Origin of the sequence: Martelella alba (assembly GCF_006516955.1) — a bacterium.
Taxonomy (GTDB): Bacteria; Pseudomonadota; Alphaproteobacteria; order Rhizobiales; family Rhizobiaceae; genus Martelella; species Martelella alba.
The window spans coordinates 335,091-352,735 of sequence record NZ_VHLG01000002.1; the positions used below are offsets into that span (position 1 = coordinate 335,091).

The window sequence follows — 17,645 nt, forward strand, 5'->3', positions numbered from 1 at the left end:
CCTTGGTTAACACCCGGTCACCTGCGTGTTCACACCTTCTAAACCCTGCCGGAACGGGTTTTGATAACCATTACCAAGCGCCAGATTTTCTTAACCCTAGCTGTTAAGACGGTTGGTAAGAACCTCGCCTATGATCGCCCTCAGACAGACGCAGCAAGCGTCATGACAGAAGGCCCGGAACGGGTCCGTTACAAAGGGTGATCAAATGTCGTATTCGGAGAGGACGAGGGACGCGGAAGACGCCATGATCAGGGTTGATCCGCAGCATTTTCCGCAGAAGTTCAGCTATGCCGCCAAGGGGGCCGAGGCGCGCATAGGCGTGAAGCTGGACGAACGCGGCGCCGTGGTTCGCCGCGACCTGCCGTCAAGCAAGCTCCCCTTCTCGATTGCACTGCCCGGCCGGGCCTTCAAGGGGGTCGCCGCCCGCGCCATTGCCCACCGCGAAGGCAAGATCACGGTGACACTGGAATTGCACCATTCCGATCCGGAAATGTGCATCCCGCTGCTCGTCACCCATGATCTGAACGATATCGTCGCCGACTGGCAGAACTGGTCGTCGCTCTACGATATTCCGATGCTGATGGTGGAAGCAGACGGTATCGCCCGCCCGCTCGCCAATGGCGCGGATGTAATCCGCCCCGCCAATGACACCGAGAATACCGGCACCATCCCGGCGCGTAAAAGCCCCCGCACCATGATGCGGCTGAAAGGCGGCAAGCTTGGCGTCAGCATGAAATATACAGCAAAGACGATCGCCGCCGGTTAGGCAACAAGGGCTGCGATCGTCAGGCCGAGAAAGACCACCAGGCCAACATAGAAATTGAATTTGAACAGCCGCAGGCATTGATCGCCATCGTCAATATCGAGAACGGTGATCTGATAGGCCATCATCGCTGCGGCAATGACCAGCCCGAACCAGGCGAAAGCACCAACACCGGCCAGCGCGAAGGCAAGAGCCGTCAGCGCCAATGTGAGCCCGTAAAGGCCGAGAAGCCATGGCTTGGTGTTTTCCGCGAAAAGCCGCGCGGTGGACCGGACGCCGATCAGCGCATCATCTTCCTTGTCCTGATGGGCATAGATCGTGTCATAACCGATCGTCCAGGCGACAGCGCCGACATAAAGCAGGACCGGCGCGAAAGACAGCGATCCGAACACCGCCGCCCATCCCACCAGTGCGCCCCACGAAAAGGCCAGGCCAAGGAAAAGCTGCGGCCAGTCGGTAAAGCGCTTGGCAAAGGGATAGATCGCCACCACCACCAGCGACACGATTGCAAGACCGATGGTGAAGCCGTTGAAACACAGCAGCACTAAAAGCCCAGCCAGCGCCTGCAGCGCGATAAACAGCTTGGCCTGAAAACGGGTCACCCGCCCCGAAGGCAGCGGCCGGGAGCGTGTGCGCGCCACCTTGCCGTCGATCTTGTGGTCAACGAGATCATTATAGGTGCAGCCGGCGCCGCGCATGGCAACCGAGCCGATGAAAAACAGGATGAGATGGGCAATAAACTGCCCTGGACGGAATGCTCCGGCATTGGCCGAAACATCGGCGGCAAGTGCAGCCGACCAGAAACAGGGCCACATCAGCAATTGCCAGCCGATCGGCCGGTCCCATCGGGCAAGCTGGGCATAGGGCCAGAGCCAGCGCGGCAAAAGGCGGTAGACGAAATTTTCCGACGGCGCATCGAATACGCGCCCGTCATCCTCGCGAACTTGGTCCATCATCGTCCACGGTCCCTTACCAGATTGTTTGCGCCAGCCATTTCCTCCCGGAAGCGGCTGGCGAGAAGCTTAGAATTCGAGCGGTTCGAGCGGCGCGCGTGAGGCTTCCTTCTGACGGAATTTCTCCTCAGCCTCGAACATATAGCGCCGGTTATTGGGCGTCGCAAACTGGCTTTTCGACAGCTGCAGCTGGAAGACGAACATCTTGTCCCACTCAAACGCCATTTCCGAACCGGCGAGATAGAACTCCCACATGCGGAAGAATTGCTCGTCATAGAGCTTGATCGCTTCTTCCTTGCGGGCAACGAAGCGATTGCGCCAGTTGCGCAGCGTATAGGCGTAATGCATCTGCAGGATTTCGGTGTCGCGCACCAGAAGACCGGCCTTTTCCACCGCTGGCAGCACCTCGGACAGCGCCGGAATATAGCCACCGGGGAAAATGTACTTCTCGATGAAGGGGTTGGTCATGTTGTGACCGGCGACATCACGGCCGATCGAATGCAGAACCATGACGCCGTCATCATCAAGAAGCTCGAAACACTTCCGGAAGAAGTTATTGTAGCGCCCGGTTCCGACATGCTCGAACATGCCAACCGAAACAATGCGGTCGAAGGGTTTCGCCTTCATCGTCCGGTAATCCTGAAGCTCGAAACGAACCCGATCGGACAGGCCGCGCTTTTCCGCCCGTTTGGCCGAAATCGCCAGCTGTTCATGCGAAAGCGTGATACCGGTCATGTCAACGCCAGCCATTTCGGCCAGATAAAGGCTCAACCCCCCCCAGCCCGAACCAATCTCAAGCACGCGCTGGCCTTCAGAAAGACACAGTTTTCCTGCGATATGCCGCTTCTTGGCCAATTGCGCCTCATCGAGCGAAATGCCCGGCGGATCGAAATAGGCACAGGAATACTGCCAGTCCTCATCAAGGAAGAGGTTGAAGAGGGATGGCGTCAGATCATAGTGATGCGATACGTTCTTCCGGTTGTGATTGACCGGCAGTCGGGTGTGGAGCTGTGCCAGACCGATTCGCCAAAAAAGCTTGACCGCCATCATCGGTGAAAAAACCGTAGACAGTGTGTTTTTGCGGACCAATGACAGGAAGTCATAGATATCGCCGTCATGCAGCTTGAAACGGCCCTGCATGTACATTTCACCCAGCGTCAGGGCCGGATCGGAAGCAAGAAGCTTTTCTGCTTCAGCGTCTGTAACCTCGACGCTGACGCGTTCGCCGGTGCCATCACCATGGGTGGTTTCGCTGCCGTCGGCCCATTTGACCTTCAGCGTTCCTGTATTCACAATCTTGTCTACGAGATTGGGCAGAGAGGATGCCATCAAAATCTCCGAATAAATGCTATTGTCATATATTAATGCGTCAGGCTCACATTATTCAATTTGGAGCGAGAAACAAGCAATCGATTTAACTCTACTTTTGCGCGTATTTCTCCTTTGTTTCCAAGGGCAAAAGCCCGATAGCCGATACAACCCGGTCCCGCAGGGCAAAACGCCCCGCACATTCAAGTACAAGCGGCTGACAGGCGCGGGTCAGGGTCGGGAAAGGTGCGACAAGCCTGCCTTGATCCAGATGCCGGTCAATCAGTGACCGGTGGCCCATCAGAATACCGCCACCACTGAGCGCCTCTTCGAGCGCCATGCTGTAAAGTGAGAAAACCGGCCCTTCCGGAATGGAAGTCTCACACTTCATAACCTGACAGAACCAGTCCTGCCAGTCATGGTTCCACAGCGCGTCGGAAATCAGCGGAAAGGCAAGCAGGTCATCGGGCGTCTCAAGCTTTTCGGCAAGCGCCGGCACGCAGACCGGTGTCATGGCGTCTGTCGCCAGAACAACCTGTCCCGCGGCCGGATCGACGCTACGGAAAAACAGGCTGAAATCGAACATTTCACGCGCCAGATTGGGCGGCCGCTCCAGCGCCGTCACCGATATCGTCACACCGGGAAAGACCTGCTTCAACGCTGCAAGCCGTGGCGCCAGATAAAGCTGGGCAACCGAGGGAAGTGCCACGACCTGAAGGCGTTTCGGCTTTGCCGTCTCCCGCAGCCGGTGCTGGGCCCCGCCCAGCGCATCAAAGGCGCGGGTGAAATCACCGATAACCTCGCGGCCAAGCGCCGTCAGCCTGACCCCCTTGGAGCGTCGCTCGAACAGAGCCGCACCCGCCCAGTCTTCCAGCGCCTTGATATGCTGCGATATCGCCGCTGGCGTCACCGAAAGCTCTTCGGCCGCCGCGCTGAAGCCGCCAAGCCGTGCTGCGGCCTCAAACGCGCGCAGCGCATTGAGCGGCGGACCTTTGGGACGGGGTGGAGCAACCGGCATGACGCGAATCCTTGACCTAGTTTTTCTAAGCCAAAATTCAATTAATCTCGCTTGTCAATGGATGCGGCGCTTCTAGACTGGCATCAAACGAAAAAGGGGATTTTTCATGCTTGCCGACCGCGACTGGCTGCCCGCACAAAGTGCCGAGCGCATCAACGCCATTCTCAAGACGACCATCGGCCTTTCGCCGATTGATAGCGTGGCCCGGATCGAGGCGCTTGCCCGCGAAAATGCCGAGATCCATACGAAGCGCTGCTTCAACCTCAACCCGGCCACCAATGTGATGAACCCGCGCGCCGAGACTATGCTTTCGGCCGGTCTGGGATCGCGGCCGTCGCTTGGCTATGCCGGCGACAAATATGAGATGGGACTGCAGGCGATTGAGGAAATCGAAGTGATCGCGGCCGATCTCGCGGCCCGGGTTTTCGATGCAAAATATGCTGAACTGCGCATTCCTTCCGGCGCTATCGCCAATCTCTATGGCTTCATGGCCACCTGCGCTCCGGGCGACACCATCATTGCACCGGATGCGGAAGTGGGCGGCCATGTCACCCATCACGCCGCCGGATGCGCCGGTCTGTTCGGGCTGAAAACCATTTCCGCGCCGAGTGACGCAAAAGGCTATTCCATCGATATCGACCAGCTGGCACGGATGGCGCGGGAAATCCGCCCGGCGCTGATTACTGTCGGCCAGAGCCTCAACCTGTTTGAACACCCCGTTGCCGATGTGCGGGCAATCGCCGATGAGATCGGCGCCAAGGTGATGTTTGACGCAGCCCATCAATGCGGCATCATTGCCGGCAAGGCATGGAAAAACCCGCTCGAAGAGGGCGCGCATTTCATGACCATGAGCACCTATAAAAGCCTTGGTGGTCCGGCGGGCGGGCTTATCGTCACCAATGATGCCGAGATTGCCGAGAGGCTGGAAGCCATCGCCTTTCCCGGCATGACCGCCAATTTCGACGCTGGCAAGACGGCCGCACTCGCCATTTCGCTGGCCGACTGGCTCGACCATGGTCAGGCCTATGCTGACGAGATGATCGCAACGGCACAGGCTTTCGCAGAGGTGTTGACCGAGGCCGGAATACCCCTTTTTGCAGCAGAACGGGGCGTAACCGCCTCACATCAGTTCGCCATTGAAGCGGCCCGATTTGGCGGCGGCCAGACGGCTTCGAAAAAGCTGGAGCTTGGCGGCTTTCTCGCCTGCGGCATCGGCCTGCCGATTGCCGCTGTTGACGGCGACAATAACGGTCTCAGGATCGGCACGCCGGAACTGGTGCGCTTCGGCGTCAACCGCAGCAATGTCCGCGAAATCGCTGAACTTAGCGCCCGTGTGCTTATGTCCAACGCGCCGGAAAGCCTGGCTGACGAAACACGGGCATTGCGCGCCAGATACCAGTCGCTGCATTTCATCAACGGCTGAGGACTGGATGCCTGCGGCTTTGAAAAAGCCGCAGGCACGATCACGACGTCCGGCCCGCCATCATGACGCCGAAACCGGCACCGGTGCGCCGGTGATTGGCGCCAAGCACAACTGCCGCGACACCGAGCATGGCAAGATCCGAGACCGCGCCGGAAAGCCAGATCCCGGTTTCCCCCAGTGCAAGCGGCAGCAGAAAAATGCCCGGCACCACGAAGAGATAGGGCCGTGTCAGACTGAGCGCACCGGCCGCCAATGCATTGCCAATGGCCTGGAAATAACCCGACAGCATGATCATCGGTGCATAGATCACATAAGTGATCACCAGAAGCCGGGTGATCCGCGCCATTTCGGCAATGGTCGCCGGATCGGTGACGAATATCCGGGCGATCGGCCCCGGCATCGCCATCAGGATCGCCTCGACGGCGACACCATAGACCAGCCCAACCACAAGGCCGATCCTGAGCGTCTGATCGGAGCGGCCAAAGGCGCTGGCGCCGAAATTGTTGCCGACGATCGACTGACAGGCGAGGTTAAGCCCCATCAACGGCAGAAAGGCGAAGGTCATCACCCGCGTGACGATGCCGTAGGCAGCAATGGTTGCGGCATAGTGATCCCCGCCCCAGATCTGCTCGGCAACGATCATCGCCCCGGAAGTGACACTGACACCGGCCAGCGTCAGAGACGACGGCAGGCCGAGCTTGACGTTTTCACACCAGTCGGAAAAGCCGCTATGTCCCGTCATAGCCCATAATTTCAGCGGCGTGCGACCGGAAAGCCTGAGCGCTGCGGCAATGACAAGCGCCGCCACCTGCGCGGCAAGCGTACCGATGGCAGACCCCGCCACGCCCCAGCCCATCAGGACAATGAAGATGTAGTTGAAACCAATATTGGCAAGCGTCACCGCAACACCAATCACCGCCATCAGCATGGCAAGCCCCTCGGAGCGCAGCGCATCACCCTGAATGCCGATCAGAAAGGTCAGAGGACTGCCATAGATGACGATGGCAATATAGATCATGCCCATCCGTGCAAGACCGGCATCACCCGCCGAAAGCCAGTTGATCAGCGAAGCACCTGAGAGCGCGAAGACCAGCATCAGCACAAGGCAGATGGCAATGGCCAGAAATGTCGCGGATTGCATCGCCGCCTGCGCACCCTTCTTGTCGCCCGAGCCAAGCCGTCGCGCCAATATGCTGGCCATGCCGGAAGAGACCAGCGTGGACAGGGCATTCAGCGCCATGAAAACAGGAAAGACGAGCGTGACGGCGGCCAAGGCATCAGCACCGACATAGACACCAAGAAAGACGGCATCGACGACGGTAAAAAGCCCGCTGACCAGCATGAGTACAATAATCGGTGCAGCCGTTTTGAAAAAAAGCGGCCAAAGCGCACCGGTGAGATACGGATTGCCCGTATCCGGAGAGATTTCGCGTGTCATATTCGGTTCCAAAAGGAACACCCGGGAAAAGCCAGTGCCCGCATTGCCGCCAAAACGGGTGTTACATCCGAAATGGGAGACGAAATCAGACCGGCTTCACCAACGTCTTAGCGACGCGCGGGCGGCAGGTGCCGGCAACCCCTAACGCCGGCCAATTAAGGCCGGTAGCGTCCGGTTGTCAAGCACCCGCAGCACCTGTGCGGCTATCACCCGGTCAGGCTTCCGACAGCGTCTTCATCTTGCGCCCGCGATTGGCCCGATAGGAGAAGAGGACAAGCGCGACAATGGTGACGGCGAAGGGGATCGCCTGAATGATCTCCGCCGGGATCCAGGCGAAAAAGTTCGGCATCACGATCGAAAGCGCCTCGAAGAAGCCGAAAAACAGCGCCGCAAGCGCCGCGCCCACCGGATGGCGTGCACCGAGCAGAACCGCGCCGAGCGCGATGAAGCCACGCCCCGCCGTCATGTCACGCGTAAAGCCGACATAGTTGAACATGGCAAGCTGTGCCCCGCCAATGCCGGCAAGCGCGCCGGAGGCAACGAGCGCCCAGAACTTCACCGCCATCACCGAAATGCCGGCGGCTTCGGCCGCCGCCGGATATTCACCGACGCCGCGCAGCCACAGCCCGTAGGGCGTGCGATAGAGGAAATACCAGATGCCGATCACCGACAGCACGGCAAGCCAGGACAGGATCGAGTTATGGCCGAAAAGCGCATCGAGCGTAGGACCGGCAACCGGAATGGCACTGAGCCCCGGGATCGGCAGTTCCGGCACCGCCTTGGAGATCAGGTTGATGGAGGTTCCCTTGTCGCCGCCGGTGGCAAGCGACAGTGCGAAGACCGTGCCGCCCGTGGCAAAGATATTGATGGCAAAGCCCACCAGCACGACATCGGCCTTGCGGTTGAGATGGAAATAGCCCATCACCGCGCCAAACAGGCCTCCTGCCATCATGGCGGCGATAACGGCCACATACCATGGCGCATAGACCGAGGTGATAACCGCCGTCAGCGCCGCGATCAGCATCATGCCTTCCAGCGCCACATTGAGCGCCCCCGACAGATCGGCAATCAGACCGCCCATCGTGGCGAAAAGCAGCGGCGTCGCCGTGCGGATCACCATGACGAGGAAGGTCGCGGAAAAGATCGTTGCAAGAAGATCAAGCATTGTCACCCCCCTCAGGCAGCTGCAGGCTTGGCAAAAAGACGCGCAATCAGCTTGCGGCCCGGCACCGAGAAGGACGAGGCGACCAGCAGGATCACCAGCGCCTGAACCACCGAAATCATTTCCGCCGGAACATCGGTGCGGATGCCCATAAGCTGCGCGCCCTGCCTGAGATAGCCGTAGAAGATCGCCACGATCGGTACCGCCAGCGGCCGGTTGCGTGCGACGATCGCAATCAGGATCCCCTCAAACGGCAGCCCGCCATCGAAATCAATCGTGATCCGTCCAAAGGCTGTGCCCTGCACGAAAACCGCCCCCAGCAATCCGCCAATGGCACCCGAAACGGTCATTGCCGACACCATGATCGTATTGGCGCGGATGCCTGAATATTCGGCAAAACGCGGATTATGGCCGACCAACCTCAGCTTTAACCCCCAGCGGGTGCGGTAAAGCAGAAACCAGACAACCGCGACGGTGATGATCGCGATGACGATACCGAGATCGAAGCGCGTATGCGGTATGAAGGCCGGAAAGATCGCGCTCTTGGGGAATTTCGGCGACATCAGCTGACCGGAGCCGGCCGGTGCAAGATCCGCACGGACGATATAATCCACCACCTTGATGGCGATATAGTTCAGCATCAGCGAGGAGACGATTTCATTGGCGCCGAAACGGGCCTTGATATAGCCGGGAATGAAGCCGTAAATCGCCCCGGTCACCATGGCCGCGAGAATGGCGGTGGGAATGGCAAGCGCCGTCGTGCCGATCGGCGAAAGCGCCACCAGTGCGGCGAAAAGTCCACCGACAAAGACCTGCCCCTGGACGCCCATGGAAAACTGCCGTGCCTGGAACACCAGCGCGAAGGCAAGACCTGTAAGTGTCAGCTTGGCGACATCATCGACCCAAAGCCCCATGGTGCGTTTGGAAGAAAGCGGACCGGTCAGCAAGGTGTCGATCGCCTTGCCGGGATCATCGGAGGTGAACCAGATGGCAATGAATGCGACGATCAGCGCACCGACAAGGGCAACGACAGCGCGGCCAACTTCATTGAAGACCGCTTCGAACCGGGAGTTTTTTGTGCGTGCCATCAAAGTGCCCTCGCCATGGTTGCTGCGTCCTGCTTTTCGATGCCGAGCATATACATGCCGAGCGTTTCGGCCGTGAGTTCCTCGGAATTGGTAAAGGCAGCAACGATGCGGCCGCGATAAAACACCACCAGACGGTCAGCCAGCGCCAGAAGCTCCGACAGGTCCGCAGAGCTCAAGAGCACGGCAGCACCGCCATCACGCGCATCGGCGATGGATTTCCAGATGAACTGGGTGGCACCAAGATCAACGCCACGCGTTGGCTGATTGACCAGCAGCACGCCTGGCTGTTCCGACAGTTCGCGCGCGACGACCACTTTTTGCATATTGCCGCCCGACAGCGTGCCGACGGCAAAATCCGGCCCGCCGACGCGGATCGAAAACTGTGCAATCAGCTTTTCGGCATTGGCGCGGATCGCCTTGAGATCGAGCAGGCCGGAGCGCACAAAGCGTTGATCGGCAAGCTTGGTCGATACCAGATTTTCAGCCACGCTGGAACCGGTCGCCAGCCCTTCGGCGATGCGGTCCTCGGGAATGCTGGCGACGCCCTTTTCGCGCCGTTTCAAGACACTCATGGCAACGATATCGGCGCCATCGACATCAATGCGCCCCGAAGCCGCTTTGCGCAACCCGGCCACGGCTTCCAAAAGCTCGGCCTGACCATTGCCCTCAACGCCGACAAGACCGACTATCTCACCGGCATGAACGCTGAGCGACAGATCCTCGCAGACCGTCGTGCCGCTTTCGGAAACAATCTTGAGCTTTTCAACGGAAAGCCTTGTGTCGCCGCGCGCTTTTGATCGTTCGACCCTGAGGCTCACCTCGCGCCCGACCATCATGGTGGCGAGCGCCTGTTCGCTCGTCTTGTCAGCGGCGACAGAACCCACGGTCTTTCCGGCACGCATGACGGTGATGCGATTGGAAATCTCCAGCACTTCCGGCAGTTTGTGGGCGATGAAGATAACGGTGCGACCTTCGGCAATCAGCGAGCGAACGGCGGTGAACAGCTCCTCCACCTCCTGCGGCGCCAGAACCGCGGTCGGTTCATCGAGAATGAGGATCCGCGCATCGCGGTAAAGCGCTTTTAGAATTTCGACGCGCTGCTGCTGGCCGACCGGCAGCTTGCCGACGGGCGCCAGCGGATCAACATTCAGATGAAACCGTTCAGACAGCGCGCGCACTCTGGCAATGGCGCTCTCGCGGTCGAATTTGAAACCGGAGCCCGGCTCGGCACCCAGCACGACATTCTCATAGACAGTGAAAGAGGGAACCAGCGAGAAGTGCTGGAAGACCATGCCGATCCCGGCAGCGATGGCCTCGGAGGGATTGGCGAAGGACACCGCATGGCCATCAAGCCGCAACTCACCGCTATTGGGCTGCTCGATCCCGAACAGGATCTTCATCAAGGTCGATTTGCCGGCACCGTTTTCGCCGACGACCGCATGGACTTCACCGGCATTGACCGAAAGATCGACACCATCATTGGCGACCACGCCACCGGGATAGACCTTGCCGATGGCGGCGGCTTCAAGAAGTGGAGCCATAAATCCTGCCTTTCAACTGAAAAGGCGCCCATCCTTTCACTTGAAAAGATGAGCGCCTGCCAAATGGTGGATTACTGACCCATCGCCGTATCGACGGTGATCTGGCCGGAGATGATCTCGTCTTCCTGCGTCTTGACCTCGGCACGGACATCGGCGGGAACCAGCTTTTCATAATAGGAATTTTCCGAGATGCCGACGGCGCCGTCTGCAAGCCCCAGAAGGATCGCCGAGCCGTAAGGCGCAGTCCCCTTGATGGTTTCATCAAGCGCGGTCACCAGCGAATCGCCGACCTTCTTTTCCACCGAGGTGAAGATCACATCAGCCTGGGCCGGATCGCTGTCAGCAAAGATCATTGCCTGATCGCTGTCGACGCCAACGGCAAGCTTGCCTTCGTCACGGGCGGCCTGAAGCGCACCGACACCGGTACCGCCGGCAATCGGGAAGACGATATCAGCCCCTTGCGCGAACTGGGCCAGCGCCAGTTCCTTGCCCTTGGCCGGATCGGTGAAGGAGCCGGCAACCGAGCGCATCACCTCGATATCGGGATTGGCAGCCTTGGCGCCCTGTTCGAAACCAACGGCGAATTCGAGAACGGTGGAACCTTCAACGCCAAGAATTTCACCGAGCTTGCCGGTCTTGGAAATCTTCGCGGCGGCATAGCCGGCAAGATAGGCTGCCGTCGAGGTGCGGTACTGGATCGCCAGAACATTCGGATAGGCACCACCGGAGAAATCCGGTGCATCGTCAAAGATGATGAATTTCTTTTCCGGATATTCATCGGCCAGCTCGGCAATATAACCGGTCATCTCCCAGGTACCGCCGATGATGACGTCGTAATCGCCGTCGGTTACATCGGCCAGTGCCGGCTGCCAGCGCGAGCGATCCGAACCCGCCTCGATGACGGTTGCCTTGACCGGCAATTCGGCTTCAGCCTTTTTCAGGCCCGCAGCGGCAGAATCCAGAAAGCTCTTGTCGCCCAGCGTGCCGTGAACGACGAAGGCAACCTTCAACGGGTTGTCGGCGGAATAATCCTCAGCCATCACGGCCGGTGCGGAAACCGAAAGGGCAAGGCCCGTGGCAAAGGCAAGCCGGCCGAAGGCACGGCGGGTAAGGGAAGGAAGGCGCATGCTGTTCTCCTGTCTCATAACGTCTTGTTGTTTTGCAGTCCCCGAAGACGGCCTCAACCGCCTTGAAAAAAGTAATCAGGAGACGACCCTCATCGTCTCGAAATTCAAATCGCCTCGCGGGCAGCCTCCACGCGCGCCCAGAAGCGCCTGTAGGTTGTCTCATATTTGTGGCGCAAGGTGGCAAGATCTTGCTTGATCAGCCGTTTTTCAACAACCAATGCCTCTCCAGCGACAAAAACATGGGAGATATCACGGCCACTGCCCGAATAGACCAGAAGTGTCGCGATATCGGGAACCGGCGAATAGCCGGGACCATTCATGTCAATCGCGATGATATCGGCAGCCTTGCCAACCTCAAGCGAACCCGTTTCATGATCGAGGCCGAGCGCACGGGCGCCGTCAATGGTTGCCATGCGCACCAGCTCGCGGCTTGAGATCGGCTGGGCGACGCCTTCGCGGTGTGAGGCGGCAAGGCCTGCGACGCGCATTTCGGCGATCATGTCATAGGAATTATTGGCCGCAACATTATCCGTGCCAAGCGCCACGGTGATGCCCGCCGCGCGCAATTCCTTCACCGGGCAGATACCGGGCTTGCCGGAGCGCAGACCCGCCGTGGCGCAATGGGCGACAGAGGCAGCAGGCGCAGCGGCAAAGATGGCGATATCTTCCGGCGACAGATCCAGGCAATGGGCGGCATGAACGCGGCCATTGAAAAAGCCATCACGGTGCAGCGCCTCGGTGGCCGTCAGCCCGTAGCGCGCCATGGTTTCGGCGTTATCCTCCGGTCCGGCGGCCATATGCAGATGCATGCCGCAGCCATAGCGGATCGCCGTCTCAACCTCGGCGCGGATCAGGTCCTCGCTATTGTCGACATAGGGCGCATGCGGGCCGAACCAGGGGACAATCCGCCCGCCGGCACGCGACTGGCGTTCGATGAAGGCAGAGGCCGCCGCCAGTTCCCGCTCGCCGCGCTCCCTGTCGCCCAATTGCACGATGCCATAGGCGATCACCGCGCGGATACCGCTTTCATCGGCGGCTTCGGCGATCTCATCAGCAAAGAAATACTGTTCGCAGAAGGTCGTGGTGCCCGAAAGCAGCATCTCCGCACAGGAAAGCGCCACCGACGGCTTGATATCGGAAGCCTCAAGCGAGAGCTCGGGCTCGCGCACCGAATTATACCAGCCCTCCATGGTCAACAGGCTGTAACCCTCGGTATGGCCGCGAAACAGGATCATCGGCGAATGCGTATGCGCGTTGATCAGCCCCGGCATGACCAGATGGCCATCAAGGATGAAATGCTGGTCAAAGCATTCGGCCGATGGCCGGGTTTCCAATGGGCCAAGCCCGGTGATGCGACCATCGGTGAAGGAAATCCAGCCGCGCTCATGGACCGTATCGGCCTGATCAACGGTCAGGATTGTCGCTTCGGAAAGCAGAACTGAAACCATATTCCCCATTCTTTTTCATCGTTTCAGGTAGCGACTTATTGGCGCCCGCTTCCGGCTTGTCAAATCCTATTCCCCGCCCTATGCCTAAAAAATACGCTTGTTTCCGCAGCGCACAAGTGCTGCACATTCTCATCAAGAACCCCGAACCCGGGAAGGTAGCCGCGTGAGCCCGATTGCGCCCCCTGACAATAACCGCAAGAACCGTATCGCCGAGATCGAACACAATCATGGCCCGGCCATCCGCCAGGAAGCAGAGAGCCTTGCCGGCCGCGGCCGCGAGGCGCTGAAAGCCAATGCCGGCAGTGTGCTTTCTGCGGCCGCCGCAGAGAAAATCTGCGACCGGTTTGACATAGAGGACATTGAGTTTCTGATGGCCTTGCTCGTGGACACGGCAGCGCTACGCGCGCGCCCGCCGATCTCGGGCTTCTTCGTCGGCGCGGTCGGGCTGGAAGCTGAAACCGGCAACCTGATTCTTGGCGGCAATCTCGAATTTCCCGGCACCCATCTTGGTTTTTCTGTCCATGGCGAGGGGTTTGTATCTTCGCGCGCCTTTTCGCGCGGCACATCGGTGAAGACCATTGCGCTTTCGGGCGCCCACCCCTGCGGTCATTGCCGGCAATATCTGTCCGAATTCGCCATAGGCGCCGATCTCAACCTCGTCGATCCCCTCGGCCACAGGCTGAAGCTCGCCGATCTCTATCCCTGGCCTTTTTCTCCGGAAGCGCTGGATGAAAAGGGCGCGGAAGGCGGGCGAATCAACTTCCCCGACCTCGCCCTTGCCGATAGCATTTCCGACGCCATCGCCCCTGCCCTGCTTGCCGCAGGCAAGCGCGCGCATGCCCCCTATAGCCGCTCGCCGGGCGCCGTTGTGCTGGAGCTGAAAGGCGGAGCGCTGATCAGCGGGGCAACCATTGAAAGCGTCGCCTTCAACCCGACCATGCCGCCTTTGCAGGCCGCCCTTATCGACCTTCTGGCACATGGCTTCGACTATAACGATATCGAGCGCGCAACCCTTGGCACCGTCACCGGCGGCCCGGTCGACTATGCCCGCTCAACGGCGGAATTGCTGACCATTCTCGCGCCGCAGGCAAGCCTTGATGTCCATAACTGGAGCGGGCTATGAGCGGCTTTCTCGAGGCCTCGAAGGCGAGCTGGCCGGAGATCGAAGCTGCGGTCGCAGAGGGCGCGCTTGCCATCGTTGCCGTTGGCGCCTGCGAACAGCATGGCCCCCATCTGCCGCTCGTCACCGATACGGTGATGGCCGAGGGCGTTGCCCGCGAGATCGCCCGCCGAGAGAGCGCGGTTCTGCTGCCGCCTGTCACTTATGGCGAGGCCTGGAACAATGAGGCCTTTCCCGGCACGATTTCGCTGTCGCCAGAAACGCTGCAGGCGATGATTTTCGATATCGGCGCGGGCGTGAAGCGGATCGGCTTTTCCGCGCTCATCACCGTCAACGGCCATTTCGGCAATCGTGAGCCGATCGCGCTCGCCGCCCGCAGGCTCCGCAACAGCAACGGCCTGCCGGTTCTCTCACTCGATTATCCCGGGCTGGACGCGCTTTGTGCCGACATTCTCGACGGCAAGCCTGCCGGTTTCGGCTTCATGCATGCCGACGAGATGGAAACATCTTTCATGCTGGCGCTGGCTCCCGACAGTGTGCGCATGGACAGGGCCGAAGCCGAATATCCCGACTTTCCGCCGACCTTCGGCATGGAACCGATGCAGCTGCGCGATTTCAACAGCTCCGGCGTTTTCGGTGATCCGCGTCCGGCAACGGCTGAAAAAGGCCGCAGCCTGATTGATGGCGTCGTTACCGAGAGCCTCCGCCAGATCGGCCTGTTCAGAACACGCCACGGTATCTGACAGCAAAAGGCCCCTGCGTTTCAGCGCAAGGGCCCAGATTGCGGACAAACCTTCCCCCTTTTTCTGAGGTCATGCCTGTGTTTGTCACAGGCATCCAGCCGACGCGCGTCCGCGCGGCGAAAGAACTCGTCTATTCAATATCCTATGAATCTGGATCCCCGTGACAAGCACGGGGATGACGACGGAGGGAGGGGCTATTCCACCCCAAGCAGGCAATCTGAACGACTTCGTCAACAATCTGAGCCCCCCGCGTTTCAGCGCGAGGGCCTCGTCATGTCATCCGAAAACAGTGATCAGCCGGAGATCTTCGAGAAATCGGCAACCTTTTCCGTGGCCTGGCGGATCATGGCGAGAAGCGCCAGGCGGTTGGCGCGCACGGCCTCATCATCCGCATTGACCAGAACATCGGTGAAGAAGGCATCGACCGGTGCACGCAGGGCAGAAAGCGCCTCCATGGCATGGAAGAATTCTTCCGCCGCCGCCGCTTTTTCCGCTGCGGCGGAGGCCGACAGGATCGCCTCATAAAGCGCCTTTTCGGCCGGCACCTCAAACAGCGCCGGATCGACCTTTTCGGCCACCTTCGTCTTCTTCTTTTCTTCCGCCGCCAGCAGCTGGCTCGCACGCTTTTCACCAGCCAGCAGGTTCTGGCCATCTTCCGAATCGAGGAATTTGGTCAAGGCCTCAACCCGGCGCGCCACGACTTCCAGATCATCGGCATCCCCGGTCAGCACCGCATCGATCAGATCATGCCGCGCGCCCATGTCGCGGAGGTAAACCTTGAAACGGTCATGGAAGAAGGACAGCAGATCGCGATCGTCAAACACCGAAAGCAGCTTCAGCCGGACACCGCGTTCCAGAATGATGCGGATGACGCCGAGGGCAGCGCGGCGCAGCGCGAAAGGATCGCCCGAGCCGGTCGGCTTTTCGCCGATCGACCAGAAACCGGTCAGCGTATCAAGCTTGTCGGCCAGCGCCACGGTGAGCGAGACCTTGCCGCGCGGCACGACATCGGAAGGGCCGAGCGGCTTGTAATGCTCCTCGATCGCGGCGGCGACATCGTCGCTCTCGCCCTGGAGGCTCGCATATTTGCGGCCCATCAGCCCCTGAAGCTCGGGAAACTCACCAACAGCCTCGGTGCGAAGATCAGCCTTGGCCAGCACGACCGCACGGTCAACCTCTGCCGCATCGGCACCGACGACCGGTGCCAGCTTGCCGGCAAGGGCGCGGATGCGCTCAATGCGCGCACCCTGCGTGCCGAGCTTGGCATGGAAGGTAACGTTCAGTGCATCGAGCTTGGCCATGCGCTGGTCGAGCGGCTTTTTCAGATCGAGCCCGAATTTGGCCGCCGAAGCTTCGAGCGTCTTCAGGTCGGGCAGGTCGCGCTGATCCATGTGCCAGAAATGCAGGCCATCGGAGAGGCGCGAGCGCACCACCTTGCCATTGCCATGGCGGATTTCCGCACCACCATCGGAAGCGGCGATATTGGCGACCAGAATGAACTTGTTGGAAAGCTTTTCCTCGCCCTGCACGCGGGTGACGAAGCATTTCTGGTTGGTCTTGATCGTCAGCCGGGTGATCTCGTCCGGAATTGCCAGAAATTCCGCCTCGAATTCGCCGAGCAGAACCTGCGGATATTCGACAAGGCCCGATACTTCATCGAGCAATGCCGCATCTTCCACCAGTTCCAGCCCGTTGGCAAAGGCGAGATTGGCAGCATCGTCAGCAATCACATGCTTGCGGCGCTCGGCATCGAGAATGACGCAGGCCTTCTCAAGCCCTGAGACGTAATCGTCGAAACGGCGCACGGCAAAGCCTTGCGGCGCATGGAAGCGGTGGCCATAGGTAATGTTGGAGGCGACAATGCCGTCGATCTCGAAATCGATGACCTCGGTTTCCTCGATCTCGGTGCCGAAGGTGCAGACGATCGACTGCAGCGGACGCACCCAGCGCAGCGCACCGGGATTGACCGACTGCGCACCCCAGCGCATCGATTTCGGCCAGGGGAAATTGCGGATGATGCCGGGCATGATCGAACGGATGATGTCGCGCGCGTCCTGACCGGGCTTTTCGATGATGGCGACGTAGAAATCGCCCTTCTTCGGGTCCGACTGGATCTTTGCCTCGGAAATATCGGCAAGACCGGCGCCGCGCAGAAAGCCTTCCAGCGCCTTTTCCGGTGCGCCGACGCGCGGGCCTTTACGTTCTTCGCGCACATCGGCAGACCGTGCCGTCAGTCCCTTGATATGCAGCGTCAGCCGGCGCGGCGTCCAGTATTCCTTGGCGCCCTCATAGGTCAGGCCCTGATCGACAAGCTGATCGGTGACGAGCTTTCTCAGATCACCGGCAGCTTTCTGCTGCATGCGGGCCGGAATTTCCTCGGAGCGAAGTTCAAGCAATAAATCAGGCATGTGCGACACCCTCCGCCCGCATGTTTTCGTCTGCTCTGCCCGTCCTCGCGCTTCCGCGCTGCGGTCGAGCGGGCGGGGCCGGAATTTCCTCGGAGCGAAGTTCAA

Annotated in this window: 14 protein-coding genes; 4 read left to right on the plus strand and 10 right to left on the minus strand. The window is 59.9% G+C overall.

Features of this window, described 5'->3' with window-relative positions; translation table 11 throughout:
• Positions 1-244 precede the first annotated feature (244 nt).
• The gene (locus FJU08_RS05035; protein WP_235890580.1) at positions 245-766 is read left to right on the plus strand and encodes a DUF6101 family protein; all 522 of its coding nucleotides are present in this window, start codon (positions 245-247) and stop codon (positions 764-766) included.
• Here FJU08_RS05035 and ubiA read toward each other — a convergent pair.
• The 3 genes from ubiA to FJU08_RS05050 all read right to left on the minus strand — a co-directional run bounded on the left by ubiA (position 763) and on the right by FJU08_RS05050 (position 4,042).
• Positions 763-1,716 carry a 4-hydroxybenzoate octaprenyltransferase gene (gene ubiA / locus FJU08_RS05040; protein ID WP_141148140.1) on the minus strand — a complete coding sequence of 318 codons (954 nt, stop codon included), beginning with the start codon at positions 1,714-1,716 and terminating at the stop codon, positions 763-765. The two genes, FJU08_RS05035 and ubiA, sit on opposite strands and share 4 nt — an antisense overlap.
• A 69-nt stretch (positions 1,717-1,785) precedes the next feature.
• Positions 1,786-3,045 carry an SAM-dependent methyltransferase gene (locus tag FJU08_RS05045; protein WP_141147883.1) on the minus strand — a complete coding sequence of 420 codons (1,260 nt, stop codon included), beginning with the start codon at positions 3,043-3,045 and terminating at the stop codon, positions 1,786-1,788.
• 91 nt (positions 3,046-3,136) lie between these two features.
• Positions 3,137-4,042 carry a LysR family transcriptional regulator gene (locus FJU08_RS05050; RefSeq protein ID WP_141147884.1) on the minus strand — a complete coding sequence of 302 codons (906 nt, stop codon included), beginning with the start codon at positions 4,040-4,042 and terminating at the stop codon, positions 3,137-3,139.
• Between the two features lie 106 nt (positions 4,043-4,148).
• Here FJU08_RS05050 and FJU08_RS05055 point away from each other — a divergent pair, with 106 nt between their 5' ends.
• Positions 4,149-5,465 carry a serine hydroxymethyltransferase gene (locus FJU08_RS05055; protein WP_141147885.1) on the plus strand — a complete coding sequence of 439 codons (1,317 nt, stop codon included), beginning with the start codon at positions 4,149-4,151 and terminating at the stop codon, positions 5,463-5,465.
• Positions 5,466-5,505: 40 nt separating this feature from the next.
• Here the strand turns inward: FJU08_RS05055 and FJU08_RS05060 are convergent, their stop codons facing one another.
• The 6 genes from FJU08_RS05060 to FJU08_RS05085 form a co-directional block, all read right to left on the minus strand.
• Entirely contained in the window at positions 5,506-6,903 is a 1,398-nt protein-coding gene (locus tag FJU08_RS05060; protein WP_141147886.1) for an MATE family efflux transporter, read from the minus strand.
• 214 nt (positions 6,904-7,117) lie between these two features.
• Entirely contained in the window at positions 7,118-8,068 is a 951-nt protein-coding gene (locus tag FJU08_RS05065; RefSeq protein WP_141147887.1) for an ABC transporter permease, read from the minus strand.
• Positions 8,069-8,079: 11 nt separating this feature from the next.
• Positions 8,080-9,153 carry an ABC transporter permease gene (locus FJU08_RS05070; RefSeq protein WP_141147888.1) on the minus strand — a complete coding sequence of 358 codons (1,074 nt, stop codon included), beginning with the start codon at positions 9,151-9,153 and terminating at the stop codon, positions 8,080-8,082.
• Positions 9,153-10,694: an ABC transporter ATP-binding protein gene (locus FJU08_RS05075; protein WP_141147889.1), complete on the minus strand. Its 1,542-nt coding sequence runs from the start codon at positions 10,692-10,694 to the stop codon at positions 9,153-9,155. The genes FJU08_RS05070 and FJU08_RS05075 overlap by 1 nt, the downstream gene beginning before the upstream one ends.
• A gap of 71 nt (positions 10,695-10,765) precedes the next feature.
• Positions 10,766-11,821 (minus strand): BMP family lipoprotein, encoded by a 1,056-nt coding sequence (locus FJU08_RS05080; RefSeq protein ID WP_141147890.1) that lies wholly within the window; start codon positions 11,819-11,821, stop codon positions 10,766-10,768.
• A 104-nt stretch (positions 11,822-11,925) separates the two neighbouring features.
• Entirely contained in the window at positions 11,926-13,269 is a 1,344-nt protein-coding gene (locus tag FJU08_RS05085) for an amidohydrolase family protein (protein ID WP_141147891.1), read from the minus strand.
• Between the two features lie 163 nt (positions 13,270-13,432).
• Here FJU08_RS05085 and cdd point away from each other — a divergent pair, with 163 nt between their 5' ends.
• A complete protein-coding gene (gene cdd, locus FJU08_RS05090; RefSeq protein WP_181409750.1) occupies positions 13,433-14,392 on the plus strand; it encodes a cytidine deaminase in 960 nt (319 codons plus the stop codon).
• Positions 14,389-15,132 carry a creatininase family protein gene (locus FJU08_RS05095; RefSeq protein WP_141147893.1) on the plus strand — a complete coding sequence of 248 codons (744 nt, stop codon included), beginning with the start codon at positions 14,389-14,391 and terminating at the stop codon, positions 15,130-15,132. Before cdd ends, FJU08_RS05095 begins: the two co-directional genes overlap by 4 nt.
• A gap of 293 nt (positions 15,133-15,425) precedes the next feature.
• Here the strand turns inward: FJU08_RS05095 and glyS are convergent, their stop codons facing one another.
• Complete coding sequence (gene glyS / locus FJU08_RS05100) at positions 15,426-17,540, minus strand: glycine--tRNA ligase subunit beta (protein ID WP_141147894.1); 2,115 nt, start codon at positions 17,538-17,540, stop codon at positions 15,426-15,428.
• Between the last annotated feature and the right edge of the window lie 105 nt (positions 17,541-17,645).

Excerpts from the sequence above, each read along its gene's own strand:
- FJU08_RS05035 (WP_235890580.1), top strand. The coding sequence starts at position 245 with ATGATCAGGGTTGATCCGCAGCATTTTCCGCAGAAGTTCAGCTATGCC.
- ubiA (WP_141148140.1), bottom strand. The coding sequence starts at position 1,716 with ATGGACCAAGTTCGCGAGGATGACGGGCGCGTATTCGATGCGCCGTCG.
- FJU08_RS05045 (WP_141147883.1), bottom strand. The coding sequence starts at position 3,045 with ATGGCATCCTCTCTGCCCAATCTCGTAGACAAGATTGTGAATACAGGA.
- FJU08_RS05050 (WP_141147884.1), bottom strand. The coding sequence starts at position 4,042 with ATGCCGGTTGCTCCACCCCGTCCCAAAGGTCCGCCGCTCAATGCGCTG.
- FJU08_RS05055 (WP_141147885.1), top strand. The coding sequence starts at position 4,149 with ATGCTTGCCGACCGCGACTGGCTGCCCGCACAAAGTGCCGAGCGCATC.
- FJU08_RS05060 (WP_141147886.1), bottom strand. The coding sequence starts at position 6,903 with ATGACACGCGAAATCTCTCCGGATACGGGCAATCCGTATCTCACCGGT.
- FJU08_RS05065 (WP_141147887.1), bottom strand. The coding sequence starts at position 8,068 with ATGCTTGATCTTCTTGCAACGATCTTTTCCGCGACCTTCCTCGTCATG.
- FJU08_RS05070 (WP_141147888.1), bottom strand. The coding sequence starts at position 9,153 with ATGGCACGCACAAAAAACTCCCGGTTCGAAGCGGTCTTCAATGAAGTT.
- FJU08_RS05075 (WP_141147889.1), bottom strand. The coding sequence starts at position 10,694 with ATGGCTCCACTTCTTGAAGCCGCCGCCATCGGCAAGGTCTATCCCGGT.
- FJU08_RS05080 (WP_141147890.1), bottom strand. The coding sequence starts at position 11,821 with ATGCGCCTTCCTTCCCTTACCCGCCGTGCCTTCGGCCGGCTTGCCTTT.
- FJU08_RS05085 (WP_141147891.1), bottom strand. The coding sequence starts at position 13,269 with ATGGTTTCAGTTCTGCTTTCCGAAGCGACAATCCTGACCGTTGATCAG.
- FJU08_RS05095 (WP_141147893.1), top strand. The coding sequence starts at position 14,389 with ATGAGCGGCTTTCTCGAGGCCTCGAAGGCGAGCTGGCCGGAGATCGAA.
- glyS (WP_141147894.1), bottom strand. The coding sequence starts at position 17,540 with ATGCCTGATTTATTGCTTGAACTTCGCTCCGAGGAAATTCCGGCCCGC.